This is a genomic window from Ewingella sp. AOP8-B2-18, from assembly GCF_052376015.1.
GTDB classification, from domain to species: Bacteria; Pseudomonadota; Gammaproteobacteria; order Enterobacterales; family Enterobacteriaceae; genus Ewingella; species Ewingella allii.
The window spans coordinates 1-26,607 of the sequence record NZ_JBQSVB010000003.1; the positions used below are offsets into that span (position 1 = coordinate 1).

A 26,607-nucleotide genomic window follows, 5' to 3' on the forward strand; every position below is an offset into this window, starting at 1 on the left:
TTTTGCTTTTTTGCCTTCCGGCGGTTCTCTGCTGGATAATAAAGTAGGACAAGAGGCTTTTTCTTTTGAGTTCCCCCCAATAACGGCAAGTCTCCCTGTCCTCTCATCCTAATAGAACAAAATTAGCTAAACATATTACTTAAAGCTGAAGATTTCTCACCTTGAACATACCTCACTCGACTTTAATAGTGAAAACCGCTATTGTCGGGCATCTAGAAGTCTAAACGTATATACGGATGCAGTGAGGAAGTTGCTATGCCAATTCGGGTTCCTGATGAATTACCAGCAGTGAATTTTTTACGAAATGAGAACGTCTTTGTTATGACCTCATCTCGTGCAAAAACTCAGGAGATTCGACCGCTTAAGGTTTTGATCTTGAACCTAATGCCGAAGAAAATTGAGACTGAAAATCAATTTTTGCGCCTCCTTTCTAACTCACCCCTACAAATTGACGTTCAGCTTCTGCGCATTGATAGCCGCGAGTCCAAAAACACGCCTGCTGAGCATCTGAATAATTTCTACTGCGATTTTGAGGATATTCAGCACGAGAATTACGATGGTTTGATTGTCACTGGAGCACCACTTGGATTGGTGGATTTTTGCGATGTTGCCTATTGGCCACAGATTGAACGAGTGGTTCACTGGGCGAAAGAACATGTGACCTCCACGCTGTTCGTGTGCTGGGCGGTGCAGGCCGCTTTGAATGTGCTCTATGGCACGCCGAAAATGACGCGTGAAACCAAATTATCTGGCGTTTATCATCATCAAACCTTACAGCCGCTGGCTTTACTCACGCGCGGGTTTGATGAGAGCTTTTTAGCGCCGCATTCTCGCTATGCGGACTTCCCAACGCACGAGCTGCGCCAATACACCGATCTCGATATCCTAGCCGAATCCGAAGAGGCCGGTGCTTATCTCTTTGCGACCAAAGATAAGCGTATGGCTTTTGTGACTGGCCACCCTGAATACGATGCGGGCACGTTAGCCGGTGAATACCTGCGAGACAGAGATGCAGGTTTGTCTCCTGATATGCCATTTAACTACTTCCCGCAGGATAATCCTGCTTTATCGCCAAAGGCGACCTGGCGCAGTCATGGACATCTGTTATTCACCAACTGGTTGAATTATTACGTTTACCAGATCACTCCGTTTGATCTTCGCCAGATGAATCCTACCCTCGAATAGTCACAGGCTTTCATAGGCGAGCGTCTTGCTCGCCTCAATTCTTAGTCTTCACTCCTCTTCCAGCTATCTTCCTATTAAATTCCAATCCTCCTTTTTGTGAAAGTTAATTCCTTTTTAGAGAAAATATTTTCTCTCATAACCTAATGATTAATGGCAATAAAAAATAAAAATAAAAATAAAATGGAAATCGTTTTTGATTTTATAGATTTCCTGATTACGCTTAGATCTTACTGAGGCTGCGTTTCGGTTGTGATTGTTGAGGTCAAATGATCCTGATGTCCGAGCCCTAGATCCTCTGAAATTAACCGGCCGGACCTTACTATTCCTGGCTGAAAGATAAGAGATAAGTCAGGAGAATGCCGATGAATCAGCAGATAACCCATGCCCCTTTACAATTTACTCGCAATTTAAGCAGTAATGACGCATTAATCCTGACAGACAAAGCGATCGACTTTCTGACAGAGCTGGTGACGCGCTTTAGCGCCTCCCGTCACCATCTTTTGCAGAGCCGGATTGAGCAGCAGCGCAAAATCGATCAGGGCCAGCTTCCGGATTTCATTTCGGAAACAAATTCCATTCGTGAAGGTGTTTGGCAGATTAAAGGTATTCCCGCCGATTTGCAGGATAGAAGAGTGGAGATCACCGGGCCAGTTGAACGGAAAATGGTCATTAACGCCCTGAATGCTAATGTAAAAGTCTTCATGGCAGACTTTGAGGATTCGTTAGCTCCTGACTGGAATAAAGTGATCGAAGGTCAGATCAATTTGCGCGATGCCGTCAACGGGACCATCAGCTACACCAATGAAGCAGGGAAGATTTATCAGTTAAAACCCGATCCGGCGGTATTAGTATGCCGCGTACGCGGGTTGCATCTGCCAGAAAAACACATTCATTGGGAAGGAGAGCCAATCCCCGGTGGCTTGTTTGATTTTGCCATGTACTTTTTCCATAACTATCGCGCATTGCTGGCTAAAGGCAGCGGCCCGTACTTTTACCTGCCTAAAACCCAGTCTTATCAGGAAGCTGCTTGGTGGAGCGACATCTTTAGTTTTGCGGAAGATTACGTCGACCTGCCGCGCGGAACCATTAAGGCTACCGTGCTGATTGAGACACTGCCCGCGGTCTTCCAAATGGATGAAATCCTCTACCACTTGCGCAGTCATATTGTGGGGCTTAACTGCGGGCGCTGGGACTATATCTTTAGCTATATCAAAACATTGAAAAATTATCCGGATCGCGTTTTGCCCGATCGTCAGGCTGTCACCATGACTCAGCCATTCCTCAGCGCCTATTCACGGCTGTTGATCAAAACCTGTCATCGTCGCGGTGCCTTTGCTATGGGGGGCATGGCCGCCTTCATTCCCAGCAAAGATACCCAACGCAACGAGTGGGTGCTGAATAAAGTGAAGAGTGACAAAGAGTTAGAAGCCAAAAATGGTCATGACGGCACCTGGATTGCTCATCCGGGCCTGGCCGACACGGTCATGGCAATTTTTGACCGGGCACTGGGCGAACGCAAAAACCAGCTGGATATTTCCCGTGACCAAGATGCCCCGATCTCCGCCAGCGAGCTTTTAGAGCCTTGCGCGGGGGAGCGAACCGAAGAGGGGATGCGCGCCAATATTCGCGTTGCCGTGCAATACATTGAAGCTTGGATTTCGGGTAACGGCTGCGTGCCGATTTACGGGCTGATGGAAGATGCCGCGACTGCCGAGATCTCCCGCACCTCCATTTGGCAGTGGATACATCATGGCAAAACCCTGAGTGACGGACAGCCTGTGACCAAGGCGCTGTTCCGCAAAATGCTTTGCGAAGAAATGCAGGTCATCCAGCAAGAGTTAGGTGAGCAGCGTTTCAGCGCCGGGCGATTTAGCGAGGCGGCGGCGCTGATGGAGCGCATCACCACTCAAGAAGAGCTGGTCGACTTCCTCACCTTGCCGGGCTATGCCCTGCTCGCTTAACGCACTTATCCCCTACAACCCATAAAATAAAAACAGGAAACTTGCCATGAAAAACTCACGTACTCAGCAAATTCAGCAGCTTGAAGAAAATTGGTCACAACCGCGTTGGGAGGGGATCACCCGCCCGTACAGCGCTGCTGAGGTGATAAGCCTGCGTGGTTCGGTGAATCCAGAGTGCACGCTGGCGCAAAATGGCGCGAAACGCCTGTGGGGTTTATTGCACGGCGAGTCTCGTAAAGGCTATGTCAATTGCCTTGGGGCATTGACCGGCGGGCAGGCGTTGCAACAAGCGAAAGCCGGTCTGGAAGCGATTTATCTTTCCGGTTGGCAGGTCGCGGCTGACGCCAATACCGCGTCGAGCATGTACCCGGACCAGTCGCTCTATCCGGTGAACTCTGTCCCTGAAGTGGTGAATCGCATTAACAATACTTTCCGCCGGGCTGATCAAATCCAGTGGGCGAATAATATTGAGCCAGGGCAGGCGGGCTACACCGATTACTTCTTACCTATTGTTGCCGATGCTGAGGCCGGTTTTGGCGGCGTGCTCAACGCGTTTGAGCTGATGAAAGCGATGATTGAGGCGGGTGCGGCGGCCGTTCACTTTGAAGACCAACTTGCTGCGGTGAAGAAATGCGGCCACATGGGCGGCAAAGTCTTGGTGCCGACTCAAGAAGCCGTGCAGAAGCTGGTTTCCGCCCGTTTAGCGGCCGATGTTCTCGGCGTACCTACGCTGCTGGTTGCGCGAACCGACGCGGACGCGGCTGACTTATTAACCTCAGATTGCGACCCTTACGACAGCGAATTTATCACCGGTGAACGCACGCCTGAAGGCTTCTACCGCACCCACGCGGGGATTGAGCAGGCCATCAGCCGTGGCTTGGCCTATGCGCCTTATGCCGACATTGTTTGGTGTGAGACTTCCACCCCAGATTTGGAGCTGGCCCAGCGTTTTGCCGATGCTATCCATGCTCGTTTCCCCGGCAAGTTATTGGCCTACAACTGCTCGCCTTCTTTCAACTGGAAGAAGAATCTGGATGACAAAACGATCGCCAGCTTCCAGCAGCGGCTTGCCGACATGGGCTACCAGTACCAGTTCATCACGCTGGCGGGCATCCACAGCATGTGGTTCAACATGTTCGATTTAGCCCATGCCTACGCGCAGGGAGAGGGCATGAAACACTATGTGGAAAAAGTTCAGGAGCCAGAATTTGCTGCTGTGAATCGCGGTTACACCTTTGCCTCGCACCAGCAAGAGGTTGGCACCGGCTATTTCGACAAGGTGACCACCATCATTCAGGGTGGCCGCTCGTCAGTCACGGCGCTCACCGGCTCGACCGAAGAACAACAGTTCGGTACCTGATTTTATCGGCCCGGCTTGTCTGGGCCTGCTGACGTATGGCGGCAGGGGAGCAGATTATGCGGATAGAGTTGCTGATAGCACAGACGATATTGCAGGGTTTTGATGCTCAATATGGCCGATTTCTTGAGGTGACTGCTGGCGCCCAGCAGCGATTTGAACAGGCTGATTGGAAAGCCGTACAGGCGGCAATGAAGCAGCGTATTCATCTCTATGACCATCACGTTGGGCTGGTGGTGGCTCAGCTTAAATGCATCACCGGCGCTCATTTCTACGATGCCTCTTTCCTGAAAACCGTAAAGCAGTTTTACAGCCAGCTCTTACCGGAATACCCCCGCGCTGAGATCGCGGAGAGCTTCTTTAATTCAGTTTATTGCCGGATTTTCAAACACCGCGATTTAACCGAAGAAAGGCTGTTTGTGTTCACTGAGCAGCCTGATGCTCACCTGCGTAATGGTACTCGCCCGCTGTTTCGCCGCTATGAGTCGCAAAGCCATGTTCGCCAGATGCTGCTGTCGATACTGGCTGACTTACCCTTGCGTTTGGAATGGGAAGAGAGAGAGCGGGATGTCGATTATATCTTGGCAAGTTTGCAGAAAACCTATTCTCAACAGACATTCTCTACGGTTGTTATCGATGTCGCCACTGAGCTGTTCTATCGCAATAAAGCCGCATGGCTGATTGGCAAAATGCACATAGCCGGCCAGACTCTACCTTTTCTACTGCCGATTCACCGAAGTCTGAATGGCCAACTCTTTGTTGATACCTGCCTGACCAAAAATGACGATGCCAGTATTGTCTTTGGGTTCGCCCGCTCCTATTTCATGGTGTATGCCCCTCAGCCCGCCGCGCTGGTGGAATGGCTGCGTGAAATTTTACCCGGCAAAACCACCGCCGAGCTGTATAGCGCCATCGGCTGTCAGAAGCATGCCAAAACCGAATGCTATCGCGAACATTTGCGCTTTATGGCAAATACTCAGCAGCCGTTTATTATCGCGCCGGGCGTCAAAGGCATGGTGATGCTGGTCTTTACTTTGGCGGAAAGTGACCGCGTTTTCAAAGTGATTAAAGATAATTTTGCTCCGCAAAAAGAGGTGACCGAGGCGCAGGTGAAAGCCTGTTATCAATTGGTCAAAGAGCATGATCGCGTGGGGCGTATGGCGGATACGCAGGAGTTTGAGCATTTCGCCTTAGCCAAGAAAGATATCAGTCCTGAACTAATGGATGAGCTATTGCGCGAGGTGCCGAGCAAAATCGAAGATCTTGGCGACAGCATTCTGATACGCCATTTGTATATTGAACGGCGCATGACGCCGCTGAATATCTACCTCGAAACTGCCACTGACCCGCAATTGCACGATGTAATTGAAGAGTATGGCAACGCCATTAAGCAGCTGGCCGCGGCGAATATCTTCCCTGGCGATATGCTGTTTAAAAACTTCGGCGTCACCCGGCACGGTCGGGTGGTGTTTTATGATTACGATGAAATCTGTTACATGACGGACGTTAATTTCCGCGCCATTCCCGCCGCGCGCTACCCCGAAGATGAGCTAGCCAGTGAACCTTGGTACAGCACCTCGCCGCAAGACGTGTTTCCCGAAGAATTCCGCCATTTCCTGTGCAGCGACAAAAGAATAAAGCCGCTGTTTGAGATGTTACATGGCGACCTTTTTGACGTGGAGTATTGGCAGAAAGTGCAGCAACGCATCCTTGCTGGCGAAGTTGACGACGTCTACGCCTATCGCCGCCAACAACGCTTTAGTCAACGCCGAGATGAAAAAGCCTTGGCTGAGATGCCGGCTATCACTTCCCTGCCATAGCCCGATAAGAATTAATGCTTCCCGCCGCCATAAGCCTGAGTGATCTCTTTGGCTGCGTGAATCACCAGCGCGCCCAGCTCCGTCACGCGGTCATCAGTAATACGCGATATCGGCCCTGAAATCGAAATAGCCGCATAGGCGTCGTTATGCTCGTCGTAAATGCAGGTCGCCACACAACGCAGCCCCAGCGCATGTTCTTCATCATCAAAGGCATAGCCTCGTTTACGGGTGTCCGCCAACTCCTGTTTTAAGTTGGCAGGAGAGGTGCGAGTCAGCGGCGTATAGCTGTGCAGTCCGATTTTATGCAGCAGCTTCACCAGCCTGTCTTCAGGCAAGGTGGAGAGGAAAGCTTTCCCCGCTCCCGAGGCGTGCATCGGCAGTTTGCCACCGATAGGCGCCGACATTCTCATCAGCGCGTTGCACTGCACCTGATCGATAATAATCGCCTGATAGTCGCTGTGATCCAGCACGGCCAGATTGACCGTCTCGCCTGATTCCTCCATTAATCGACGCAGCATTGGATGCACCATTGCCAGCAAATTACGGCTTTGCAGGAAGCTGCTGCCGACCACAAACGCGTGGGAGCCGATAGTCCACAGCCCTAAATCACCCACCTGACGAACAAAACCCTGCTGTTGCATGGTGGTTAGCAACCGGTGGGTGGTTGAGTTCGGCAGACCTGCCTGCTGGGCTAAATCCGTGAGCGCCACGCTGCCCTGAGCTTCCGCGATATATTCTAATAATTTTAGGCCACGGGTTAATGACTGCACTTGTCCGGTGGCGGCGCTGCCCGAGGCGGCAGCGGCTTTGGTTTTTTTCACTCGTTTGGCCGAGGTGGTCACTGGCGTTGCCATGGGCCTTTTCCTTGTAAGATGCGCTAATTAGCGAGGAATAAAAGTTATTTTGGAATTCATTTTCGTTTTTACAGTATGGATCGCAACCTGCATTTCCGCTCATCCGATGTGTTGCATTCGCCCTGCGAGATGCATTCCTAAATTGAAAAAGTCTCACCAAGTCCTGAGCTTTGGCCCTTGGAAGGTATGCTAGGATGCTTTTCATGGTTTCCGGCGATTGCTAAGGGTTTGGCCGGTGGTGAGCGACAGGTGATTGAGGTGAAAGTGACAAATCAAGTTGAGGCACTACGCAACCAGTTAGCGCAGCGCATTATGGTATTGGACGGCGGCATGGGGACGATGATCCAAAGTTATCGTCTGGAAGAAGCGGATTATCGCGGCGAGCGTTTTGCCAATTGGGAAAGCGATCTCAAAGGGAATAACGATCTTCTGGTGCTGACCAAACCAGAGGTGATCACCGCTATTAATTATGCCTATCTTGAGGCTGGCGCTGACATTCTCGAAACCAACACCTTCAACTCAACCACCATCGCCATGGCTGACTACCATATGGAGTCACTTTCAGCCGAAATTAACTACGAGGCCGCCCGCCTGGCGAGGATTTGTGCCGATGAATGGACGGCACGCACTCCTGAAAAGCCGCGTTACGTCGCGGGCGTGCTTGGCCCGACTAACCGCACTGCGTCAATTTCACCTGATGTTAACGATCCGGCATTCCGTAATGTCACCTTTGATCAGCTGGTGGCTGCCTACCGAGAGTCGACTCGCGCCCTGATCGAAGGCGGTGCGGATCTGATCATGATTGAAACCGTGTTCGATACCTTGAATGCCAAAGCCGCTACCTTCGCCGTGGAAACGGAGTTCGAAGCGATGGGCGTCATTCTTCCAGTTATGATCTCAGGCACCATCACCGATGCCTCGGGGCGCACGCTCTCCGGGCAAACCACCGAAGCTTTCTATAACTCTCTGCGCCACGTTAAACCGCTAACCTTTGGCCTGAACTGCGCCCTTGGCCCTGACGAGTTGCGCCAATACGTGGCCGAGCTGTCCCGGATTTCAGAATGTTATGTCACAGCTCACCCCAACGCCGGTTTGCCAAATGCTTTTGGTGAATACGATCTTGGCGCAAAAGAGATGGCGGAGCATATTGGCGAATGGGCGCGCTCTGGCTTCTTGAATATCGTCGGCGGTTGCTGTGGCACCACCCCTGAGCACATTGCGGCGATAGCTAAAGTGGTTGAAGGCGTGCCGCCACGCCAACTGCCGGAGATCCCGGTGGCTTGCCGTCTGGCTGGGCTGGAGCCGTTAACCATTGATGCTCAAACCCTGTTTGTGAACGTCGGGGAGAGGACTAACGTTACCGGCTCGGCGCGTTTTAAACGTCTTATTAAAGAAGAAAAATATAATGAAGCTCTGGAAGTGGCTCTCCAGCAGGTGGAAAGCGGCGCGCAGATCATTGATATCAATATGGACGAAGGCATGTTGGATGCCGAAGCCGCCATGGTGCGTTTTCTGAATCTGATTGCCGGTGAGCCTGACATTGCCCGCGTGCCTATCATGATTGACTCATCCAAGTGGGACGTCATCGAAAAGGGGCTGAAGTGTATTCAGGGCAAAGGCATCGTGAACTCCATTTCGATGAAAGAGGGCGAAGAAGCCTTCCTGAATCATGCGCGTAAAGTGCGTCGCTATGGTGCCGCGATGGTGGTGATGGCATTTGACGAAGTGGGGCAGGCTGATACTCGCGCGCGCAAAATCGAGATCTGTCGCCGCGCCTATAAACTGTTGACCGAAGAGGTGGGTTTCCCGCCGGAAGACATTATTTTCGACCCGAATATCTTCGCTGTGGCGACGGGTATTGAAGAGCATAACAACTACGCTGTGGACTTCATTGAGGCCTGCGCGGACATCAAAGAACAGCTGCCTCACGCGATGATCTCCGGCGGCGTGTCTAACGTCTCCTTCTCATTTCGTGGCAATGAGCCTGTGCGTGAAGCGATCCACGCCGTATTCCTGTATCACGCCATCCGCAACGGCATGGACATGGGGATCGTCAACGCCGGCCAGCTGGCGATCTACGATGATCTCTCCACCGAATTACGCGATGCCGTTGAAGATGTGATCCTTAACCGTCGTGATGACGGCACAGAGCGCCTGTTGGATCTGGCGGAAAAATATCGTGGCAATAAAGACGATGGCGAAGCCAATAAACAGCAGGCTGAGTGGCGCAGCTGGGAAGTGCGTAAACGTCTGGAATATTCGCTGGTTAAAGGAATTACAGAATTTATCGAAGTCGATACCGAAGAGGCGCGACAGCTGTCGGCTCGCCCAATAGAGGTGATTGAAGGGCCGCTGATGGACGGCATGAACGTGGTCGGGGACCTGTTTGGCGAAGGCAAAATGTTCCTGCCACAAGTGGTGAAATCTGCCCGTGTCATGAAACAGGCGGTGGCCTATCTCGAGCCTTATATTGAGGCCAGCAAAGAGAAGGGCCAGACCAACGGAAAAATCCTGCTGGCGACGGTGAAGGGCGATGTCCATGACATTGGTAAAAATATCGTCGGCGTGGTTTTACAGTGTAATAACTATGAAATCATCGACTTGGGTGTGATGGTGCCGACCGATAAAATCCTCAAAACGGCGATTGAAGAGAATGTCGATATCATCGGGCTGTCAGGGCTAATCACCCCATCGCTGGATGAAATGGTTAACGTTGCCAAAGAGATGGAGCGCCGTGGCTTCACCATTCCTCTGCTGATTGGCGGTGCAACGACCTCGAAAGCCCATACCGCCGTGAAAATTGAGCAGAACTACAGCGGCCCGACGACTTATGTACAGAATGCCTCGCGCTCGGTGGGGGTAGTCTCAGCGCTGCTTTCAAGCACCCAGCGCGATGATTTTATTGCCCGTACTCGTAAAGAATACGAAACCGTGCGTATTCAGCACGGCCGCAAAAAGCCGCGTACGCCGCCAGTCAGTCTTGAAACCGCGCGCGACAACGCCACGGTGATCGATTGGGAAAGTTATACCCCACCGGTGGCCCATCGCCTTGGCGTGCAGAAGGTGGAAGCCAGCATAGAGACATTGAGAAACTACATCGACTGGACGCCTTTCTTTATGACCTGGGCGCTGGCGGGTAAATATCCGCGCATTCTGGAAGATGAAGTGGTGGGCGAAGAAGCCAAACGCTTATTCAAAGACGCCAATGACCTGCTCGATAAGCTCTCGAACGAGAAGTTACTGAATCCGCGTGGCGTGGTGGGGCTGTTCCCGGCTAACCGCGTAGGCGATGATATTGAAATTTATAGCGATGAGCGCCGCCAAGAGGTGCTGGTGGTCAGCCACCATCTGCGTCAGCAAACGGAGAAAACCGATTTTGCTAACTACTGTTTAGCCGACTTTGTGGCACCGAAATCCAGTGGCAAAAAAGACTATATGGGCGCCTTTGCGGTGACCGGCGGGCTGGAAGAAGATGCCTTGGCCGAGGCCTATGACAACCAGCACGACGACTACAACAAAATTATGGTCAAAGCTCTGGCAGACCGTCTGGCGGAGGCCTTTGCCGAATATCTGCATGAGCGCGTACGTAAAGTCTATTGGGGGTTCGCGCCGAGCGAGAGCCTGAGCAACGAAGAGCTGATCCGTGAAAACTACCAAGGTATTCGCCCTGCGCCGGGCTATCCGGCTTGCCCTGAGCACACCGAGAAAGGTGAGATCTGGAAACTGCTGGACGTGGAAACTAACACCGGCATGCGGCTGACCGAATCCTTCGCCATGTGGCCTGGAGCGGCGGTATCAGGCTGGTACTTCAGCCACCCTGAAAGTAAGTATTTCGCCGTGGCCCAGATACAGCGCGATCAGGTGGAAGACTACGCGGCACGCAAAAATATGCCGATTGCCGAAGTCGAGCGTTGGCTGGCACCAAACCTTGGCTACGACGCCGACTAGTTAACCTTTACCCGTTATCCTTCGAACTGACTCTGCGTTAGCTGCCGAAATCCGTCCTGGTCACTTACTGGTGTAAGCCACTGGGGCGGATTTCGTTGCCGTATCAATTCACTTCCACATCAATATGTAATGCGTCATACCGCCAATACTCCAAGTCACAGTCAATCACCCGGTCGTGCTGATCGCGGTTGGTTCGGGTGATAAACAGCGCTGGGCTGCCGGGGGCGACTTTTAAGGCCGAAGAAGCATCTTCTGGCAGCCGAGTGGGGAGCATATCGAAACGCACTCGCCCATAGCTCATCCCATACTTTGATGCATAAAGGTCAGTCAGCGACTGGGTTAAGTCGACATTTAAAATCTGCGGGAAATACTTAGGATTGAGGTAGTGCTCGACATACAGCACCGGGCGGCCATCAATGTAGCGCAGGCGACGAATGCAATATACCGCGCTTTTCGCCGGTAACGACAGCTTTGAACATACCGCGTCACTGGCAATTAACTCTTTAGCATCAATCACTTCTGTTTTTGCACTGCGCCCTTGTTCTCTTGCCATGGCGTGGAAGTGGCTGCGCTGTAGCGGGTTATAAACAATCCGCGGCGGAGAAACAAACCAACCCCGCCGTACCTGACGGTAGATCAAACCCTGACCTTCAAGCTGGCTCAATGCTTCACGCAGGGTGATGCGGGTCGTTGCAAATTGTTCACTAAGCTGGCGTTCCGAAGGCAGGCGCCCCTCCGCCGCAAATAGGCCAGATGCGATGTTTTCACTCAGTCTCAGACAGATCGCAGCCACGGTGGTAAGCGATTCACTCATTGCAACAGGCCTCATTTAAGTGCGTTTTTGCACCAGCACGGCGAATTCGTGCTGAATTAATGTGCGCTCGATAACAGCCTGCGCCCTAAAAATGCTGGTTTTTCGCACTGTAATATAATTATCACAATTGATCGTTAGATTGGCTTGGTTCTTGCTGGACTAGACCAGCACTCACACACTACCATCCGGAGCATCCGTTATGAAACAGTTGTTCGCTTCAGTGTTAACCAGCGCCTTGGTTCTTTCCACTTCATCGGCCTTTGCTGCTGAGCCTCCAGCAGAACTGCTTAAAGCCGCGCAGGCCGAAGGGACTGTCAACAGCGTCGGGATGCCTGACTCTTGGGCAAACTGGAAAGACACGTGGGCCGCGTTGAGCAGCCAATATGGGTTGAAGCATAGCGATACCGATATGAGCTCGGCACAAGAAATCGCGAAATTCGCTGCTGAAAAAGATAACGCCAGCGCGGACATCGGCGACGTGGGTGCAGCATTTGGCCCGGTTGCAGTGCAAAAGGGCGTGACTCAGCCATATAAACCGACCACCTGGAATGATGTTCCGGCGTGGGCGAAAGACAAAGATGGTATGTGGGCACTCGCTTACACTGGCACCATCGCTTTTATTATCGATAAGTCGCAGGTGAAAGATGAGCCGCACAGCTGGGCTGACCTGCTGAAAGGCAACTACAAAGTGACTATCGGTGACGTCGGTACCGCCGCTCAGGCCGCCAACGGCGTGCTGGCAGCGACTTACGCCATGGGCGGTAATGAGAAGAACCTCAAACCGGGTCTGGAATTCTTCGGCAAATTGGCCAAAGCGGGCCGTCTGGGCCTGAGCGACCCGAGCATCGCGTCATTGGAAAAAGGCGAAGTGCAGGTTGGCATTGTGTGGGACTTCAACGGCCTGAACTACCGCGACCAGATCGACAAAACGCGCTTCGACGTGCTGATCCCCTCTGACGGCACCATCACTTCCGGCTACACCACCATCATCAACAAATTCGCTAAACACCCGAATGCCGCAAAACTGGCGCGCGAATACATCTTCTCTGATGCTGGCCAAATCAACCTGGCTCGCGGTTATGCGCGTCCAATCCGTGCAGACAAAATTACTCTGCCAGACGACGTGAAGGCCAAACTGTTACCTGCCAGCGAATACAAAAATGCTCACCCAATTGCTGATTCAGAAGCCTGGGATAAGAGCGCGAAAACTCTGCCGCGCCTGTGGCAAGAGAACGTGATGATCAACATGCAGCAATAATAAAAGCTCATCACTTCAAACGGTTAACTTTTTAAAACATCAGCAACAAGGCAACGATTCAATGAAAAGCATTCTGGTGGTACTTGACGGTCTGAATTATCAGGTCGCTCGTGATGCAATGGGATATTTACAGGCACAGTGCGCTGCTGGACGCGGCCGCTTGTATCAACTGGAATGCGAATTACCTTCATTGTCACGGCCTTTGTACGAGTGCATTCTCACCGGCATGACGCCGGTTGAGAGCGGCATCGTGCACAATCATGTTGATAGACTTTCGACACAGCGCAGTATTTTCCATTATGCCCGTGACGCCGGTTTAACCACCGCGGCGGCGGCCTACCACTGGGTGAGCGAGCTGTATAACCAGACGCCGTTTGACCCACCGCGTGACCGCCACACCAGTGACGAAAAACTGACTATCCAGCACGGGCATTTTTATTACGACGATGCTTATCCAGACTCCCATCTTTTCGACGATGCAGAAAGCCTGCGCCGCCGCTATGATCCTGATTTCCTGCTAATTCACCCGATGAATATCGACGACGCGGGCCACAAGTTTGGCCTCTCCACGCCGCAGTATCGCAACAAGGCGCGCAACGCTGACGGCATTCTCTCCCGCTTCTTGGGGGACTGGTTGGCCGCCGGGTATCAGGTGATTGTCACCGCCGACCACGGCATGAATGACGACCGCAGCCACGGCGGTATCTTGCCGGAAGAGCGTCAGGTGCCGCTGTTTGTCTTCGGTTCAGCCTTTAGTTTGCAGGATGCCGCGCCGCTGCAAACTGAACTCTGTGGAACGGTGTGCCAGCTATTGAATATTGCCCACGACAAACCGCATTGCGCGGACTTGTTGGCTTAAACCCGTCACTGCTTGAGGAGTGCCGATGAAAGCCAAGTGGATAGCTGCGTTATTCATGTTGCCGTTTGCCGTGTTTTTTATCGCGTTTCAGCTGGCCCCGCTGGTTTGGGTGGCGGTCAGCAGTTTTTACAGCGACACCTACGAGGCGTGGGGGTTTGGCAATTACTCTGATATCCTGACCTCGCCTTTCTACTTGCAGGCCATGCGCTTCTCGCTGGATATCTCAATCTGGTCCAGCGTGTTCGGTTTGTTGATTGCGTTGGTGAGCAGTTACTCACTTCGCCAGCTAGGCCGCACCAAGCTGCATGACTTTGTCATGTCGTTTACCAATATGACCAGCAACTTTGCCGGCGTGCCGCTAGCCTTTGCCTTTGTCATTTTGCTGGGTCTGAACGGCTGCCTGACTTTGCTGCTGAAGAAATACGGTCTGATGGAGAGCTTCAATCTCTATTCGCGCGACGGCCTGATTGTTCTTTATACCTATTTCCAAATCCCGCTCGGCGTTCTGCTGCTCTACCCGGCCTTTGACGCGCTGCGTGAAGATTGGCGCGAGTCCGCCGCGCTGCTCGGCGCGGGCCGCTGGCGCTACTGGCGACATATCGGCTTGCCGGTGATGTTCCCGGCGCTGATGGGCACTTTCGTCATTCTGCTGGCCAACGCGCTGGGAGCCTATGCGACGGTGTACGCGCTGACCAACGGTAACTTTAACGTGGTGCCGGTGCGAATTGCCGCGCTGGTGTCAGGTGATATCTCTCTCGACCCGAATATGGGCAGTGCTCTGGCGATGTTGCTGGTGGTGCTAATGGTGTTTATCACGCTGATTCATCAATGGTTATTGCGCAGGAGCTATCTGAATGTGCGCTAAAAATAGGGTTGATTGCCGGGAGGGGTGCCATGTCTCGCATTGAAGGGGCTTACCACCGCCTGATTGTTTGGATTTTGATGGTGCTCCTGCTGTTGCCGCTGGCCGCGACGCTGATTTATGCCTTAGTCAGCGAGTGGGGCGCGACCATCTTACCGAGCGGTTTCACCTTGAAATGGATGGTGGCGCTGTGGAGCGATCCGCGTTTCCTGATAGCGCTAGGGCATTCGCTGCTGATCTGTTTTGGCACGCTGCTGCTATCGCTGGTGCTCATCTTGCCGCTGATGTTTGTAATTGCTTACTATTTCCCTAAGCTCGATACGCTAATGAACATCTTGATTCTGCTGCCGTTTGCGGTGCCGCCGGTAGTCTCCTCGGTTGGGCTAATGTCGCTCTATTCGTCCGGGCCTTTTGCCATGACCGGCACGCCGTGGATCCTGATTGGCTGCTACTTCACCATCGCCTTGCCGTTCATCTATCGGGCGATATCTAACAATATGCAGGCGATAAACCTGCGCGACCTGATGGACGCCGCGCACCTGCTGGGCGCCAGCACCTGGAAAGCCGCGCTGCTGGTTATTCTGCCCAACCTGCGCAAAGGCGGCATGATCGCCGTGCTGCTGTCGTTCTCCTTCTTAATCGGCGAGTTCGTCTTCGCCAACCTGTTGGCCGGAAGCCGCTACGAAACGCTACAGGTTTATCTTTTCAACATGCGCAATGGCAGCGGCCACTTCACCAGCGCATTGGTTATCTCCTATTTCGTGGTAGTCCTGATTTTCACCTGGATTGCTAACGTGCTGAACAAGGAAAAGAGCTGAAAATGTCATATTTACAGGTCACTAAACTCAATAAGCATTACGGCCAGACGCAGATTTTCAACGACATTGATTTCAGTGCGAAAGAGGGCGAATTCGTCACCTTACTGGGGCCGAGCGGCTGCGGGAAATCCACGCTGCTGCGCTGCCTCGCGGGGCTGACCTCGGTAGACAGCGGGCAGATTATTTTGCAGGGACAGGACATTGTGCCCCTCAGCCCGCAAGAGCGCGGCATCGGCATGGTTTTCCAGAGCTACGCGCTGTTCCCAAATATGACTGTCGAAGGCAACGTGGCTTTTGGCCTCAAGATGCAGAAATTGTCTGCCAATGAAATTCATCGCCGGGTGGGTGACGTGCTGGCACTGGTGGAAATGAACGATTACGCCAAGCGTTACCCGCACCAGCTGTCGGGCGGCCAGTGCCAGCGCGTGGCGTTGGCGCGCTCTTTGGTGACGCAGCCGCGCCTGCTGCTGCTCGACGAACCTCTCTCCGCGCTGGATGCCCGTATTCGCAAACACCTGCGCGAGCAGATCCGCCGCATTCAGCGCGAATTGAACCTGACGGCCATTTTCGTCACCCACGATCAGGAAGAAGCCCTGACCATGTCCGACCGAATCGTGCTGATGAACAAAGGTCAGATTGTGCAAAACGCCGATGCTGAAACCCTATATACCGAGCCGGTGAATGCCTTTGCCGCCGGGTTTATCGGCAGTTATAACTTACTGACTGCGCAACAGGCGCAGGCGCTGACCGGCCAGCAGTATGGCGGTCAGGTGGCAATTCGCCCTGAATCGATTGTATTATGTGCACCTGAACAGGGCATTTCAGCCCGAATTTTGAATCATAGCCTGTTGGGAAGCGTGGTGCGTTATCGCGTTTTGGCGAACAATGTCGAGCTTTCCGTGGATGTGTTGAACCGTTCTGTGGCCTCTCTCCTCGCCGATGGCATTGAAATTGGTCTACAGTTAGATCTTGTTACGTTACGGGAAGTTGCATGAGTCTGGCGCTGTTTGATCTCGATGAAACCCTGATTAGCGGCGACTGTTCCAGCCTGTGGTCAGCCTTTATGGTGCAGCAGGGATGGGTGGAAAATGAGCAGGCATTCCTGCAACGCGACGCCTACCTGATGCAGCAATACGCCGTGGGTCAGATGGATATGCAGGAGTACATGAATTGTACCCTTGAGCCACTGCAAGGTCGCACCCAGCAAGATGTTGCGCAGATGGTACAACGTTATATTCATGAAGTGATTGCTCCACGCGTATACAATGATGCTCGCGAATGTTTGGCCCGTCACCGTGCGAACGGTGATCGCACGGTGGTGATTTCCGCCTCGGGCGAACATTTAGTTGCGCCAATAGCCCGCTTCCTTGGCGTTGACGAAACATTGGCGATTGGTGTCGGCATCGAAAATGGGATTTTCACCGGCACGACGCAAGGCGTGATGACCTACCGCGAAGGTAAGGTGACGCGGCTGATGGCGCTGATTAATCAGGATGCTGCCCAGCTGCAACATGCCAGTTTTTACTCGGACTCACATAATGACTTGCCGCTGCTTACCAGGGTGGGTCATCCGAATGTGGTGAATCCGGACGCTATCCTGCACCAACACGCCCGGCAGGCAGGATGGCCTGTTTTTGCCTGGCGTTAACGGAGCTGTTCTTTAGTGTTAACTCTTCTGCATTTGTTGTCTGCTGTTTCACTTTTAGTTTGGGGTACGCACATTGTGCGTACTGGCATCATGCGCGTTTTTGGTGCCAATCTGCGGCGAGTTCTCAGCAATAGCGTGGAGAAAAAACCTCTGGCCTTTGTGGCGGGGATTGGTGTTACCGCGCTGGTACAGAGCAGTAATGCCACGGCATTGCTGGTGACCTCCTTCGTTTCACAGGGGCTGGTGGCCCTTTCCCCTGCGCTGGTGATTATCCTCGGCGCGGACGTCGGCACCGCGCTGATGGCGCGCGTACTGACCTTTGATCTGTCGTGGCTCTCGCCGCTGCTGATTTTTGTCGGCGTCTCCTTCTTCCTCAGCCGTAAACAGACCCGCGCCGGGCAGATGGGCCGCGTGGGGATTGGCCTTGGGCTGATCCTGCTGGCGCTGGAGCTGATTGTCTCGGCCGCGACGCCGATCACCCAGGCGTCTGGCGTCAAAGTGCTGTTTTCGTCGTTAACCGGCGATGTGATTCTTGATGCCCTGACCGGCGCGGTTTTCGCCATTGTCAGCTACTCCAGTTTGGCGGCGGTGCTGCTCACAGCCACGCTGGCGGCGACCGGGGTGATTTCGCTGAAAGTCGCGCTCTGTCTGGTGATTGGTGCCAACCTCGGCAGTGGCTTGCTGGCGATGATCAACGCCAGCAAACAGAATGCCGCTGGCCGCCGCGTGGCGCTCGGCAGCGTGCTGTTCAAGCTGATTGGCTGCGTCATTGTGCTGCCTTTTATCGGCCCGCTCTCGGGGCAACTGGCGCGTTTAGGCATTCCGGACGAAGAGTTGGTTATCTATTTCCACATGTTCTACAACCTGATCCGCTGCCTGGCGATGGTGCCGCTTTCTGGCCCAATGGCTCGGGTGTGCGAACTGATGATAGCCGACGCGCCGGAAGAAGATCCGCGCCTGCGCCCGCGTCACTTGGATGTCAGCGCGCTGGATACTCCGGCACTGGCGCTGGCCAATGCCGCCCGCGAGACGCTGCGCATGGGCGACGTGGTGGAGCATATGCTGATCCTCAACCATGAAGTGATGCACGGCAAACTGGCGCAAGACCGCGAAGTGCGCCGTTTGGATGATGACGTGGATGTGCTTTACACCGCCATCAAGCTCTATCTGGCGCAGATCCACAAAGAGGATTTGGGCGAAGATGACTCGCGCCGCTGGGCGGAAATCATCGAAATGGCGATGAACCTCGAACAGGCTGGCGACATCATTGAGCGCATGACGGCGGACATTGCGGCGAAATCCCATGCGGCGCGCCGGGCCTTCTCGCCGGAAGGGCTGACCGAACTGGATTCCCTGCACGAAAAGCTAGTGGATAACCTCCGTCTGAGCCTGTCGGTGTTCCTGTCGAATGATTTGACCAGCGCCCGCCGCCTGCGCCGTTCCAAGCATCGCTTCCGCCTGCTGGACCGCCGCTACGCCCACGCGCACGTTGACCGTCTGCATCAGCATAATGTGCAGAGCATCGAAACCAGCTCGCTCCACTTGGGCCTGCTAGGCGACATGAAGCGTCTTAACTCGCTGTTCTGCGCCGTGGCCTATAACGTGCTGGACAAAGACGCGCAGGAAGACGATGAGCGCGACTCCGATGACGCCGTAACCCTAATGAAATAAGCCTCTTCAAGCCGCGCGAAGCTTAGCTTTCGCGTGGCTTTCTTCCCGCTTCCCCCTGCATTTCCTCTCAAACCTTAAGCTGCTTTTTATCCTATTGCGCAATAAATGTGCGAATGATCGCTGTTATGGAAAATATTTCCAATAATATGTTTAAGCACACTCACGCGCGGTGTAGCGCAGGTTTTGGCCCGTGGAAAGTCCCGATGGATGGACCCCCTCTCGCAAAAGGAAATGTATGGAACTGAAAGTCAGCAGGCTCACAAGCGAAGCGTTTTCGCCCTACGGTGAGGTTATCAAAGTGGAGGGAAATGATTTCTTCCACATCAATGATGGCCAGACCGAGCGATATCACGACCTGATTGATATTGAAATTATTGACGGCAAGCCGGTACTGATGAGTATTAATCGCTCTCAGCCCGCGCCGCTGCCGATCCAGATTTCCGTGCTGGAGAAGCACCCGCTGGGCAGTCAGGCCTTTATGCCGCTGAAGGGGGAACCTTTTGTGGTGATTGTTGCGGAGGCGGGGGAACATGTGCGGCTCGAAACGCTGAAAGCCTTTATTACCAATGGCTCGGAGGGGGTGAACTATCGCCGGGGGGTTTGGCATCACCCGCTGTTTGCTTATCAAACCGTGACTGACTTCCTGACCATAGATCGCGGCGGTACGGACAATTGTTTAGTGGAGGAGTTACCGGAGCTTTGTACGTTAGTTTTTGAATAGCTTTTCATACTGACCAGCAGCCCGCCTGACTATTAGCGGCGGGCTGCTCGCTCTTACTTGCTCACTTTGTGAGTGCGCTTCGCGTCATCCACCGGTTTTCCGGACCAGTAGCCCGCCAGCAGGGAACCCGACAGATTGTGCCAAACCGAGAACAGTGCGCCCGGCAAGGCGGCCAGCGGGGTGAAGTAGATTTTACCCAGCGTGGCGGCCAGGCCTGAGTTCTGCATGCCGACTTCCATCGCCAGCGTGCGGCAGGTGGTTTCGTCAAAGCCAAACAGCTTGCCGCCCCAGTAGCCGCTCAACAGGCCGATGGCGTTATGCAGGATAACCGCCACGATAACCACCAGACCGACCGAGCCGATAAAGCCCTGACTGCCCGCCACCACGGCGCTGATGATGGCGACGATGCACACCATCGAGAAGACCGGCAGCAGCGGCTCGATGCGTTTGACGGTTTTGGTAAACAGGTGATGAATAACTAAACCGGCGAAAATAGGGATAACCACAATCTGCAAGATGCTCAACAACATGCCGACCACGTCCACTTTGATATGGGTATCGACATACAGGCGGGTGAGCAGCGGGGTGGCAAACACGCCAATCAGCGTCGAGACGCCGGAAATGGTCACTGACAGCGCGACATCACCTTTCGCCAGATAAATCATCACGTTGGATGCGGTGCCCGAGGCCACGCTTCCCACCAAAATCATTCCTGCCGACAGGTCTGCGGGCATATGGAACAGCTTCGCCAGAATCCACGCCGCCAGAGGCATGATCAGATAGTGCAGGAAAGTCGCGGCGGCCACCGGCGCCGGGCGAGACAGCACGCGCTTAAAGTCGCCGAATTCCAGCGTTACGCCCATAGCAAACATAATCAGCATCAGGAGGGTGGTGACGTGCGGCCCGATGGGCGTGAAAGTGCTGGGAGAGTAGTAGGCAGCGACGGACAGCAGCACTGCCCACAGCGGGAACAGGCGAGTTATTTTGGCTAACATGTGGAGGATCCTTGTTTTCTAGTTATGTGATGTTGTGGGTCAAAATTTGCCATAGCGTTTTGGTTGTAGCACAGAACGATGTGCATAAAAAAGCCGGGCGCAGGGCCCGGCTGATCAGCACACCGCGCCGAAGATTATTCGAATAGGTTGCGGTGTAGAGTAGTAATGACTTGGTCGGCGTCGTTGCCCGGCACCAGGAAGCACAGGTTGTAGCTGCTTGCGCCGTAGCAAATCATGCGGATGTTGAACGGATCGAGCACCCCAAACACCTCTTTGCCAACGCCGCTTGCCTGAGACAATTTATTGCCAATCAGGGCAATCAGCGCCAGGTTTTCTTCCACTTCCACGCGGCACAGTGAAGACAACTCGGTCAGTAGCGAGGTGGTCAGCAGGCTGGCACCGGAAGAGGTTGAACCCGTGGTGTCCAGCGTTAAGGCCACGCTGACTTCGGAGGTGGTGATCAGGTCGACCGACACATTGTGGCGCGCCAGAATGCCAAACACTTCGGCGAGGAAACCGTGTGAATGCAGCATGCTCAGGCTGTGCAGAGTGACCAGCGTCTGTTTGCGGCGCAGGGCCAGCGCGCGGAACAGCGGCGGATTCACCGTGGTGTTACACACCAATGTGCCGCCCGCAGCCGGGTCTTTGCTCGAACCAACAAATACCGGAATACCGCGACGCACCGCTGGAAGCAGCGTTGCCGGGTGTAAGACTTTCGCGCCGAAGGTCGCCATTTCAGCGGCTTCTTCGAAAGTAATGCGATCAATGCGTTTAGCCGCCGGAACCACGCGGGGGTCAGTGGTGTAGATGCCCGGCACGTCTGTCCAGATATCCACGCGAGCGACGCTCAGAGCCTCACCCAACAGGGCTGCCGTGTAGTCGCTGCCGCCGCGGCCCAGCGTGGTGGTGCGGCCTTTGGCTTCCGCACCGATAAAGCCCTGAGTTACCACTAAGGCTTCCTGAATGCGCGGTTGCAGTTGTTGCAACGCCAGCTCAGACAGGGCGTCGGTATCCGGCTCGGCTTTGCCGAAATGCTCATTGGTACGCATGACTTTACGCACGTCGAACCATTCTGCGGCGACATTGCGCTCACGCAGAATTTCCACAAACAGCAGGGTGGACATCAGTTCGCCGTGGCTAACCAGTTCATCGGTCAGTGCCGTCGAGGTCGCAAGGCTTGTCGCTTCTGACAGCATGCTAATGTTTTCCAGCATGCGGCCAATCTCTTCGCGGATCACGTCAGGTTTATTCAGGCGATCGATGATGGCGGACTGAATCCGGCGAATTTCATCCAGCAGAAATACCCGGCGTTCGGCGTCTTTACCCTGCGCGAGTTCAACCAACAGGTTAGTGATCCCCGCCGAGGCTGATAGTACGACCAGACGGACATTTGGGTTGGAGAGAACCACATCGGCGCTGCGATTCATGGCGTCGTAATCCGCTACGCTGGTGCCGCCGAATTTGGCGACAACGGTGTTGCCCAAGGGCTGGGGATTCGCGTTGCGGGATACTGCGTAATTCATGGTAAACCTCGTGTCACGGACGTTGGACCTTCAACATCCACTTAATTCCATAAGAATTGGCACAAGAGGGAGAGCGGGAGAGGGGGCAGACGTAGAAATGCTACGATACACCCAGAAGCGCCCCACCTTGCCAATACCCTTGTTACGGGTATATCTCGGTGACAACCCAGAGGATTCAGCCCCTGTGGTCGATCCGCAGCTTGCCGTAAGCTTTAGACCTCGGCGTCGCACCCCCTGATGTACCCTCGTTGGATTTCGGCTCCTCCGATACACTTCCTGGGCGACGCGCCTCTTCTGGCTCAAATGGCGCATTTAACGCGCACATAGGAGTTAGGCGCTTAGGAATAACGGGTTATTGCCTCCCTGTCAACGGTAAGCAGCCTTACATCGGTACATTTTGAGCAATTGCCATCTAATATTGTTTTCTGTCATGGTTAAACGACAGTTATGACCTATCGCAAGAAAAGGCATCTCATCTCAGGTATAACGGGATACAATCATGTTAGTTACGTCACATTTATTCTCAGCCTAAGAGCATTGCTATGAAAAATATCAATCCAACTCAAACCGCTGCCTGGCAAGCGCTGCAGCAGCATTTCGATACGATGAAAGATGTGCAGATTAGTCATCTGTTTGCTGAAGATGGCGACCGTTTCACCAAGTTCTCCGCGACCTTCGAAGACCAAATGCTGGTCGACTTCTCTAAAAACCGCATTACCGCCGAGACGTTGGACAAGCTGCAAGCCCTGGCCAAAGAGACCCAGCTGCAAGATGCAATCAAATCGATGTTCTCCGGTGAGAAGATCAACCGTACTGAAGACCGCGCCGTGCTGCACGTCGCTCTGCGTAACCGCAGCAATACCCCAATCGTGGTGGATGGCAAAGACGTCATGCCTGAAGTCAACGCGGTGCTGGCGAAAATCAAAGGCTTCACCGAGCGCGTGATTGGCGGCGAGTGGAAGGGTTACACCGGTAAAGCCATTACTGACGTGGTCAACATCGGTATCGGTGGTTCTGACCTCGGCCCGTTCATGGTGACCGAAGCGCTGCGCCCGTACAAAAACCATCTGAATATGCATTTCGTCTCCAACGTTGACGGCACCCACATCGCCGAAGCGCTGAAAGACCTCTCCCCAGAAACCACCCTGTTCCTAGTCGCTTCAAAAACCTTCACCACGCAAGAAACCATGACCAACGCCCATAGCGCGCGTGACTGGTTCTTGAAAACTGCCGGTGATGACAAGCACGTAGCGAAACACTTCGCCGCCCTGTCTACCAATGGCAAAGCGGTGAGCGAGTTTGGTATCGACACTGACAACATGTTCGAGTTCTGGGACTGGGTTGGCGGTCGTTACTCACTGTGGTCTGCTATCGGCCTGTCGATTGCCCTGTCCGTTGGTTTCGAAAACTTCGAACAACTGCTCAGCGGCGCACACGCTATGGACAAACACTTTGCAGAAACCCCAGCAGAGAAAAACCTGCCGATTTTGCTGGCGCTGATTGGTATTTGGTACAACGATTTCTATGGCACCGAAACCGAAGCAATCCTGCCATACGACCAGTACATGCATCGCTTTGCGGCTTACTTCCAGCAGGGCAACATGGAGTCCAACGGTAAGTACGTTGACCGTAATGGCAACCCAGTGGATTACCAGACTGGCCCAATCATCTGGGGTGAGCCGGGCACCAACGGCCAGCACGCCTTCTACCAGCTGATTCATCAGGGGACCAAAATTGTTCCTTGTGACTTCATCGCGCCCGCTATCAGCCATAACCCGCTGAGCGACCACCACGCTAAGCTGCTGTCTAACTTCTTCGCACAAACTGAAGCGCTGGCGTTTGGTAAATCACTGGACGTGGTAGAGCAAGAGTTCGCGGAACAAGGCAAAAAGCCGGAAGACGTGAAACACGTTGCGCCATTCAAAGTGTTTGAAGGTAACCGCCCAACTAACTCCATCCTGTTACGTGAAATCACGCCATACAGCCTGGGTGCGTTGATCGCGATGTACGAGCACAAAATCTTCACTCAGGGCGCAATCCTCAATATCTACACCTTCGACCAATGGGGCGTGGAATTGGGCAAACAGCTGGCAAACCGTATCCTGCCAGAACTGAGCGGCAATGAAGAAGTTAAGGGCCACGATAGCTCCACCAATGGTCTGATTAATCGCTTCAAAAACTGGCGTTAATATTTAGCCATCTTTCGCATTTTCTTGGCGGAAGTTGCATTAAATTAAAAGGGTCGGCCATGAGTGGCTGGCCCTTTTTTTATCGCGCTTTGCTATGGCTGGCGCTGTGGTATTCTGCTCGGACAATTAACAAAAGTGGGACATAGATCACATGGCTGGCTCAAAACGCGCGATGATGATATCCGTCATTATGCAACGAATTATGAACGTCTTTTTATTGGGGCTGGCAGCGATTTTGACGCTGTTCCTTGGCCGTGAAACCTATCATTTGGCGCTGGTGTTGTTCGTCAATAATGACGAATCCTCCTCCTATTTGCTGATTGAAGGTATCGTCATTTACTTCCTGTACTTCGAGTTTATCGCTTTGATTGTGAAGTACTTCTCCTCGGGATATCACTTCCCGCTGCGCTATTTTATCTACATCGGCATCACGGCCATTATTCGTCTGATTATTGTGGATCACAAAAGTCCGTACGATACGCTGGTCTACGCCTGTGCCATCCTGGTGCTGGTGGTTACGCTGTTCCTGGCTAACAGCGAGCGGCTGCGTCGCGAGTAGTCGAGAGCAAAGGATTCGTCCGCAAGTCGATTACTGCCGGAACATTCTGCGTTAGAATGCGAGGCTGATGATTAATAGGGGCGCGTAATGCGTCCCTGCTACGGAGTCCATTCATGTCTGAGTCCCATTCCCCTGCACAACCCCCAATTCACTGGTTTGACGACACGCAAGATGTCCCTGCCGACGTTGCCGACTGGCTGATGGAAATGGGCTCGATGACCCGTCGCTTTGAGCAGCAGGGCGTTACCGTGACGGTACAGCCAAAGCGCGAATGCTTTGTCACGCGTGAAGAGCTGGGGGAAAGCGAAGCCGACCAACTGCCGGTGAGCGCGCGATATTGGATCCGCGAGGTCGTACTGTTTGGTGATGACGAGGCGTGGCTGCTCGGGCGCACCGTGATCCCTGAAGAAACCCTGACCGGCCCTAATTTAGCGCTGGTGGACTTAGGCACCGTGCCGCTGGGCCGCTATCTGTTCGGCGGCAACAATATGACGCGCGATTATATTCATCTCGGCCAATTGCCGCTGGAAGAGGGTGACCTGTGGGCTCGGCGTTCTCGCCTGCGCCTCTCGGATAAGCCGCTGTTGCTGACCGAAATTTTCCTGCCGAACTCTCCTGTTCACCGTCCTGAAAACAAGGTGCAGGGCTAATGGCTCAGTTAAATCAACAAGAGGGAACCAAGGTGTCTGCTAGCCTGCCACAGGGCACTTGGCGCGATTATTGCCGCCTGATGCGAATTGATAAACCTATTGGCTCGCTGCTGCTGCTCTGGCCAACGCTGTGGGCGTTATGGCTGGCCGGCGGCGGCATGCCGTCGATGAAGATCTTGCTGGTCTTCGTGCTGGGCGTATTCTTCATGCGCGCTGCGGGTTGCGTGGTAAATGACTACGCCGACCGTAAGTTCGACGGCCACGTGAAACGCACGGCTAACCGCCCGCTGCCAAGTGGCGTCATTAGCGGCAAACAGGCCAAGATGCTGTTTGTTGGGCTGGTGCTGGCGTCCTTCCTGCTGGTGCTTACCCTTAATCGCATGACGATTTTGCTGTCCTTGGCCGGGCTGGCGCTGGCGTGGATCTACCCCTTTGTTAAGCGCGTCAGCAATTTGCCGCAGGTGGTATTGGGCGCAGCGTTCGGCTGGTCCATCCCGATGGCCTATGCCGCAGTGAGTGAAGCCGTTCCGCTGAGCTGCTGGCTGCTGTTCGCCGCCAATATTTGTTGGACGGTGGCTTACGACACCCAATACGCGATGGTCGATAGAGACGATGATTTGAAGATTGGCGTGAAGTCCACGGCGATACTTTTTGGCCGTTTCGACAACCTGATCAACGGCATTTTGCAGCTCGTCATGCTGGCACTGCTGGCGGTAGTCGGGCATTTAACCCAGCTGGGCGCGCCTTTCTATTGGTCTTTGTTGCTGGCCGCTGCGCTGTTCGCCCATCAGCACAAACTGACCGCGAAACGCGACCGCGATGCCTGCTTCCTGGCTTTCCGCCAAAATAACTATGTCGGGCTGGTGCTGTTCCTCGGCATTCTAATGAGCTTATCTCAGTTTAGCTTCTAAGCCG

Annotated in this window: 21 protein-coding genes and 1 riboswitch; of the genes, 17 read left to right on the forward strand and 4 right to left on the reverse strand. The window is 53.7% G+C overall.

The features are described 5' to 3' along the window. Positions 1-255: 255 nt before the first annotated feature. The 4 genes from metA (at position 256) to aceK (ending at position 6,323) form a co-directional block, all read left to right on the forward strand. The gene (gene metA, locus ACT3RR_RS07840; protein ID WP_353503538.1) at positions 256-1,185 is read left to right on the forward strand and encodes a homoserine O-acetyltransferase MetA; all 930 of its coding nucleotides are present in this window, start codon (positions 256-258) and stop codon (positions 1,183-1,185) included. A gap of 362 nt (positions 1,186-1,547) precedes the next feature. Beyond that, positions 1,548-3,146, forward strand: a complete 1,599-nt coding sequence (gene aceB / locus ACT3RR_RS07845; protein WP_496200067.1) for a malate synthase A — start codon at positions 1,548-1,550, stop codon at positions 3,144-3,146. Between the two features lie 46 nt (positions 3,147-3,192). Next, on the forward strand, positions 3,193-4,506 hold the full coding sequence (aceA, locus tag ACT3RR_RS07850; RefSeq protein WP_396131236.1) for an isocitrate lyase: 1,314 nt from the start codon (positions 3,193-3,195) through the stop codon (positions 4,504-4,506). Between the two features lie 56 nt (positions 4,507-4,562). After that, positions 4,563-6,323, forward strand: coding sequence for a bifunctional isocitrate dehydrogenase kinase/phosphatase (gene aceK, locus ACT3RR_RS07855; RefSeq protein ID WP_496200068.1), 1,761 nt, complete (start codon positions 4,563-4,565; stop codon positions 6,321-6,323). A gap of 11 nt (positions 6,324-6,334) precedes the next feature. Here the strand turns inward: aceK and iclR are convergent, their stop codons facing one another. Continuing rightward, positions 6,335-7,177, reverse strand: a complete 843-nt coding sequence (gene iclR, locus ACT3RR_RS07860) for a glyoxylate bypass operon transcriptional repressor IclR (RefSeq protein WP_100936367.1) — start codon at positions 7,175-7,177, stop codon at positions 6,335-6,337. A gap of 264 nt (positions 7,178-7,441) precedes the next feature. On the opposite strand from iclR, the gene metH reads away from it, so the two are divergent. After that, positions 7,442-11,125 carry a methionine synthase gene (metH, locus tag ACT3RR_RS07865; protein WP_496200196.1) on the forward strand — a complete coding sequence of 1,228 codons (3,684 nt, stop codon included), beginning with the start codon at positions 7,442-7,444 and terminating at the stop codon, positions 11,123-11,125. Positions 11,126-11,228: 103 nt separating this feature from the next. On the opposite strand, the gene ACT3RR_RS07870 is transcribed toward metH, so the two are convergent. After that, positions 11,229-11,939, reverse strand: a complete 711-nt coding sequence (locus ACT3RR_RS07870; protein WP_396131238.1) for a UTRA domain-containing protein — start codon at positions 11,937-11,939, stop codon at positions 11,229-11,231. Between the two features lie 199 nt (positions 11,940-12,138). Here ACT3RR_RS07870 and ACT3RR_RS07875 point away from each other — a divergent pair, with 199 nt between their 5' ends. The 8 genes from ACT3RR_RS07875 to ACT3RR_RS07910 all read left to right on the forward strand — a co-directional run bounded on the left by ACT3RR_RS07875 (position 12,139) and on the right by ACT3RR_RS07910 (position 19,776). Next, the gene (locus ACT3RR_RS07875; protein ID WP_496200069.1) at positions 12,139-13,197 is read left to right on the forward strand and encodes an ABC transporter substrate-binding protein; all 1,059 of its coding nucleotides are present in this window, start codon (positions 12,139-12,141) and stop codon (positions 13,195-13,197) included. 61 nt (positions 13,198-13,258) lie between these two features. Further along, a complete protein-coding gene (locus ACT3RR_RS07880) occupies positions 13,259-14,056 on the forward strand; it encodes an alkaline phosphatase family protein (protein WP_353503531.1) in 798 nt (265 codons plus the stop codon). 25 nt (positions 14,057-14,081) lie between these two features. Beyond that, positions 14,082-14,921 carry an ABC transporter permease gene (locus tag ACT3RR_RS07885; protein ID WP_034793495.1) on the forward strand — a complete coding sequence of 280 codons (840 nt, stop codon included), beginning with the start codon at positions 14,082-14,084 and terminating at the stop codon, positions 14,919-14,921. A gap of 29 nt (positions 14,922-14,950) precedes the next feature. After that, on the forward strand, positions 14,951-15,736 hold the full coding sequence (locus tag ACT3RR_RS07890; protein WP_353503530.1) for an ABC transporter permease: 786 nt from the start codon (positions 14,951-14,953) through the stop codon (positions 15,734-15,736). A gap of 2 nt (positions 15,737-15,738) precedes the next feature. Further along, positions 15,739-16,731 carry an ABC transporter ATP-binding protein gene (locus ACT3RR_RS07895; protein ID WP_353503529.1) on the forward strand — a complete coding sequence of 331 codons (993 nt, stop codon included), beginning with the start codon at positions 15,739-15,741 and terminating at the stop codon, positions 16,729-16,731. Further along, entirely contained in the window at positions 16,728-17,384 is a 657-nt protein-coding gene (locus tag ACT3RR_RS07900) for an HAD family hydrolase (protein WP_353503528.1), read from the forward strand. Before ACT3RR_RS07895 ends, ACT3RR_RS07900 begins: the two co-directional genes overlap by 4 nt. 15 nt (positions 17,385-17,399) lie before the next feature. Further along, complete coding sequence (locus tag ACT3RR_RS07905) at positions 17,400-19,055, forward strand: Na/Pi cotransporter family protein (protein WP_353503527.1); 1,656 nt, start codon at positions 17,400-17,402, stop codon at positions 19,053-19,055. A gap of 235 nt (positions 19,056-19,290) precedes the next feature. Further along, positions 19,291-19,776 carry an ureidoglycolate lyase gene (locus tag ACT3RR_RS07910; protein ID WP_353503526.1) on the forward strand — a complete coding sequence of 162 codons (486 nt, stop codon included), beginning with the start codon at positions 19,291-19,293 and terminating at the stop codon, positions 19,774-19,776. Between the two features lie 53 nt (positions 19,777-19,829). Here ACT3RR_RS07910 and panS read toward each other — a convergent pair whose 3' ends face one another. Both panS and lysC read right to left on the reverse strand, forming a co-directional pair. Beyond that, positions 19,830-20,771, reverse strand: coding sequence for a ketopantoate/pantoate/pantothenate transporter PanS (gene panS, locus ACT3RR_RS07915; protein WP_496200070.1), 942 nt, complete (start codon positions 20,769-20,771; stop codon positions 19,830-19,832). Between the two features lie 134 nt (positions 20,772-20,905). Continuing rightward, positions 20,906-22,294, reverse strand: coding sequence for a lysine-sensitive aspartokinase 3 (gene lysC / locus ACT3RR_RS07920; protein ID WP_353503524.1), 1,389 nt, complete (start codon positions 22,292-22,294; stop codon positions 20,906-20,908). Positions 22,295-22,401: 107 nt separating this feature from the next. Further along, positions 22,402-22,596: riboswitch (Lysine riboswitch) on the reverse strand. Positions 22,597-22,836: 240 nt separating this feature from the next. Between lysC and pgi the strand changes: the two genes are divergently transcribed. The 4 genes from pgi to ubiA all read left to right on the forward strand — a co-directional run bounded on the left by pgi (position 22,837) and on the right by ubiA (position 26,603). Beyond that, positions 22,837-24,483, forward strand: a complete 1,647-nt coding sequence (gene pgi / locus ACT3RR_RS07925) for a glucose-6-phosphate isomerase (protein ID WP_353503523.1) — start codon at positions 22,837-22,839, stop codon at positions 24,481-24,483. A gap of 151 nt (positions 24,484-24,634) precedes the next feature. Further along, positions 24,635-25,042, forward strand: a complete 408-nt coding sequence (gene psiE / locus ACT3RR_RS07930) for a phosphate-starvation-inducible protein PsiE (RefSeq protein WP_034793488.1) — start codon at positions 24,635-24,637, stop codon at positions 25,040-25,042. A gap of 113 nt (positions 25,043-25,155) precedes the next feature. Next, positions 25,156-25,692 (forward strand): chorismate lyase, encoded by a 537-nt coding sequence (gene ubiC, locus ACT3RR_RS07935; RefSeq protein WP_496200071.1) that lies wholly within the window; start codon positions 25,156-25,158, stop codon positions 25,690-25,692. Continuing rightward, complete coding sequence (gene ubiA / locus ACT3RR_RS07940; protein ID WP_353503521.1) at positions 25,692-26,603, forward strand: 4-hydroxybenzoate octaprenyltransferase; 912 nt, start codon at positions 25,692-25,694, stop codon at positions 26,601-26,603. The genes ubiC and ubiA overlap by 1 nt, the downstream gene beginning before the upstream one ends. The last annotated feature ends 4 nt before the right edge of the window (positions 26,604-26,607 follow it).